The sequence below is a fragment of the Ilumatobacter sp. genome (genome assembly GCF_049588435.1).
Taxonomy (GTDB): Bacteria; Actinomycetota; Acidimicrobiia; order Acidimicrobiales; family Ilumatobacteraceae; genus Ilumatobacter_A.
Genome location: NZ_JBAVYV010000087.1, coordinates 1 through 3507, shown reverse-complemented (window position 1 = coordinate 3507; position 3507 = coordinate 1). Strand labels below are relative to the sequence as shown.

Sequence of the window (3507 nt, the reverse complement as noted above, 5' to 3'; positions counted from 1 at the left end):
CGAGAACCGGGTGGCGGATGGTGGCGGGCGAGGTGGTGAGCGAGTGAGTGTGGCGCGAGTCACCGAGACGGCGTCGGATTCCGCGGAAGCCCCGCGTTGGAAGCCCGACGCGCGCTCCGTAGCATTGCATGGCCGTGATCGGGAGGCATTCCGATCACCAGAACACACCGCAACTGACGTCCGACCAGGCCGCCCGCAACGATCGGGACTGGAACCAGCCGGCACAACCGAGTTTCTCAGCTCCGTATGCACGACTTTCTTCGTGCTGCGGAGCTTTTACGTGGAGAGCCCCCGGACCGCCGGACGGCTTGGACAACGAGAAGGACCGCCAAATGGCACAACAAGCGATCGTCGGCGAAAAGGTCGGCATGACACAGAAGTGGGTCGACGACAAGGTCGTCCCCGTCACTGTCGTCAAGGTCGACCCGATGCGTATCGTTCAGATCAAGACGAGCGAGCGTGATGGCTACACCGCCATCCAGGTCACCTACGGCAGCAAGGACGCGAAGAAGCTGAACCAGCCCGAGGCCGGTCACTTCTCGAAGGTGGGCGTCGAGCCCGGCAAGCGTCTCATCGAACTGCGCCTCGACTCGGTCGACGGCCTCGAGGTCGGTCAGGAACTGACCGTCGAGCAGATCGCCGCCGGCACCAAGGTCGACGTCACCGGAACCAGCCGGGGCAAGGGCTTCGCCGGCGTCATGAAGCGTCACAACTTCAAGGGCGCGCCTGCCTCGCACGGTGCGCACAAGAACCACCGCAAGCCCGGTGCCATCGGCCAGTGCGCCTTTCCGGCGCGTGTCTTCAAGGGCATGAAGATGGCCGGTCACATGGGTCACGAGCAGGTCACCACACAAAACCTCGAAGTCGTCGAATCCGACGCTGAGCGCAACGTGCTGCTCATCAAGGGCGCTGTCCCCGGCCCCGCCGGCGGTGTCGTCACCGTCCGCAACGCCGTCAAGCTCGCTGGAAAGGGTGCCTGAGCATGGCTGAACTGACCATCAAGAACGTCGCCGGCAAGGAAGCCGGAACGGTCGAACTCGACGCCGCGGTGTTCGGGCTCGAGCCGAACGTCCCGGTGATGCACCAGGTCGTCACCGCTCAGCTCGCCGCACGTCGTGCCGGCACGCAGAGCACCAAGACCCGCTCCGAGGTCCGTGGTGGCGGTGCCAAGCCGTACGCCCAGAAGGGCACCGGCAACGCACGTCAGGGCTCGATCCGTGCACCGCACTACAGCGGTGGTGGCGTGGCCCTCGGCCCCAAGCCCCGCAAGTACGACCAGAAGACGCCGAAGAAGATGGTCAAGCTCGCCACTCGCTCGGCGCTCTCCGACCGAGCCGCCGAAGGCAAGGTCGTCGTCGTCGACTCGTGGAACTTCGACACGCCGAAGACCAAGACCGCCAAAGAGGCGCTCGCTGCGCTCGACGTGGCCGGCAACGTGTTGGTGGTCATCGCCCACGATGACGTCAACGCGATGCTCAGCTTCCGCAACCTGCCGAGCGTCCAGGTCATCGATGCCGGTGAACTGAACGCCTACGACGTGCTCTGCAGCGACTGGGTCGTCTTCACCCAGGCGTCCCTGCCGACCGACACCTCGGCGAGCAACAAGGCCGCGAGCACGCCCGCCGCCGCTGAAGAAAGCGAAGAGTCCTGATGAAAGATCCTCGCGACATCATCATTGCGCCGGTCGTCTCCGAGAAGAGCTACGCGCTCATCGAGTCCGGCGTCTACACCTTCCAGGTGCACACCTCGGCGAGCAAGCCCGAGATCCGTGACGCGGTCGAGTCGATCTGGGGCGTCGAAGTCGCCAAGGTCAACACGCTCAACCGCGCCGGCAAGAAGAAGCGCACCCGAGGCACCAACCGCGTCGGCACCAAACCTGCCACCAAGCGGGCCATCGTCACCCTGGCAGCGGGCGAGATCCCGTTGTTCGAGAACTGAGCCAGGAGGACTGATCATGGCCATTCGTTCACGCAAGCCCACGAGCCCCGGACGTCGCTTCCAGACGAGCTCCGACTTCGGTGAGATCACCAAGACCTCACCCGAGAAGTCGCTGCTCGCCAAGAAGTCGAAGACCGGTGGCCGCAACGCCTACGGGCGCAAGACCAGCCGCCACCGCGGTGGCGGTCACAAGCAGCAGTACCGCATCATCGACTTCAAGCGGGTCAAGGACGGCGTCGTCGCCAAGGTCGCTGCGATCGAGTACGACCCGAACCGCACCTGCCGGATCGCGCTGCTCCACTACCTCGACGGCGAGAAGGCCTACATCCTGGCGCCGAAGAACCTGAACGTGGGCGACCGCATCACGTCGGGTCAGGGCTCGGACATCAAGCCCGGCAACGCGATGCCGCTGCGCTTCATCCCGGTCGGAACCACCGTCCACAACGTCGAGCTCCGCCCCGGTGGCGGCGGCAAGATCGGCCGTTCGGCCGGCATGTCGGTGCGTCTGGTCGCCAAGGAAGGCGACTACGCCACGCTCCGGATGCCCTCGACCGAGATGCGCCGAGTGCTGATCGACTGCCGTGCAACGGTGGGCGAAGTCGGCAACTCCGAGCACGAGCTCGTCAAGATCGGCAAGGCCGGTCGCAACCGCTGGAAGGGCAAGCGCCCTCAGACCCGTGGTGTCGCGATGAACCCGGTCGACCACCCCCTCGGTGGTGGCGAAGGCCGCACATCGGGTGGCCGCCCGGCCGTGTCCCCGTGGGGCAAGCCCGAGAGCCGCACCCGCAACAAGAAGAAGAGCTCGCAGAAGCTCATCATCCGCCGTCGTCGTACCGGTAAGGGTGGGCGTCGCTAGTCGGCCGCCCGGAAGGTAAAAGGAAAACACTCATGGCACGCAGCCTCAAGAAGGGCCCCTTCGTCGACGAGCATCTGCTCAAGAAGATCGACGCCCAAAACGCCGCAGGCGAGCGCAAGGTCATCAAGACCTGGTCTCGTCGCAGCACGATCATCCCCGACATGGTCGGCCACACGCTCGCCGTCCACGACGGTCGCAAGCACGTACCGGTCTACGTGACCGAGTCGATGGTCGGTCACAAGCTGGGCGAATTCAGCCCGTCGCGGACCTTCAAGTTCCACGCCGGCATGGAGAGGAACGCGAGGCGCTGATGACCGGTCCCAAGCTCAACGAGAAGTCCTACGTCGCCGGAGAGCGCTCCGGCACGAAGTCGACCGCGAAGTACGTTCGCAGCTCGGCATCCAAGGCCCGTGCGGTCCTCGATCTCATCCGTGGGCTCGATGTCGTCTCGGCTGACGAGGTGCTTCAGTTCACCGACCGCCACATCGCCCACGATGTGCGCAAGGTGCTCGCGTCGGCCGTCGCCAACGCCGTCAACAACGACAGTGAAGATGCCGAAGAACTCTTCGTCATCGCCTGCTTCGCCGACGAGGGCCCGACGCTGCGCCGCTTCCGTCCCCGTGCCCGTGGCCGTGCGACCCGCATCCACAAGCAGACCTGCCACATCACGGTGATTGTCGCTCGGATGAGCGATGACCGACTCACCATCGTGC

The 3507-nt window shown here is 65.2% G+C and carries 6 protein-coding genes; all 6 read left to right on the top strand.

Features of this window, described 5'->3' with window-relative positions; translation table 11 throughout:
* The first annotated feature begins 332 nt into the window (after nucleotides 1–332).
* The gene (gene rplC, locus WBV89_RS03265; RefSeq protein WP_423979914.1) at nucleotides 333–980 is read left to right on the top strand and encodes a 50S ribosomal protein L3; all 648 of its coding nucleotides are present in this window, start codon (nucleotides 333–335) and stop codon (nucleotides 978–980) included.
* 2 nt (nucleotides 981–982) lie between these two features.
* The gene (rplD, locus tag WBV89_RS03260) at nucleotides 983–1651 is read left to right on the top strand and encodes a 50S ribosomal protein L4 (protein WP_423979913.1); all 669 of its coding nucleotides are present in this window, start codon (nucleotides 983–985) and stop codon (nucleotides 1649–1651) included.
* A complete protein-coding gene (rplW, locus tag WBV89_RS03255) occupies nucleotides 1651–1938 on the top strand; it encodes a 50S ribosomal protein L23 (protein WP_423979912.1) in 288 nt (95 codons plus the stop codon). Before rplD ends, rplW begins: the two co-directional genes overlap by 1 nt.
* 16 nt (nucleotides 1939–1954) lie before the next feature.
* Nucleotides 1955–2794, top strand: a complete 840-nt coding sequence (gene rplB, locus WBV89_RS03250) for a 50S ribosomal protein L2 (protein WP_423979911.1) — start codon at nucleotides 1955–1957, stop codon at nucleotides 2792–2794.
* A 32-nt stretch (nucleotides 2795–2826) separates the two neighbouring features.
* Complete coding sequence (gene rpsS, locus WBV89_RS03245) at nucleotides 2827–3105, top strand: 30S ribosomal protein S19 (RefSeq protein ID WP_423979910.1); 279 nt, start codon at nucleotides 2827–2829, stop codon at nucleotides 3103–3105.
* On the top strand, nucleotides 3105–3507 hold a 403-nt coding region (rplV, locus tag WBV89_RS03240; protein WP_423979909.1), incomplete at its 3' end, for a 50S ribosomal protein L22. The genes rpsS and rplV, both read left to right, overlap by 1 nt.

What these genes read in the sequence shown, in the direction of transcription:
- rpsS (WP_423979910.1), top strand. Translation starts at nt 2,827, where the DNA reads ATGGCACGCAGCCTCAAGAAGGGCCCCTTCGTCGACGAGCATCTGCTC.
- rplB (WP_423979911.1), top strand. Translation starts at nt 1,955, where the DNA reads ATGGCCATTCGTTCACGCAAGCCCACGAGCCCCGGACGTCGCTTCCAG.
- rplW (WP_423979912.1), top strand. Translation starts at nt 1,651, where the DNA reads ATGAAAGATCCTCGCGACATCATCATTGCGCCGGTCGTCTCCGAGAAG.
- rplC (WP_423979914.1), top strand. Translation starts at nt 333, where the DNA reads ATGGCACAACAAGCGATCGTCGGCGAAAAGGTCGGCATGACACAGAAG.
- rplD (WP_423979913.1), top strand. Translation starts at nt 983, where the DNA reads ATGGCTGAACTGACCATCAAGAACGTCGCCGGCAAGGAAGCCGGAACG.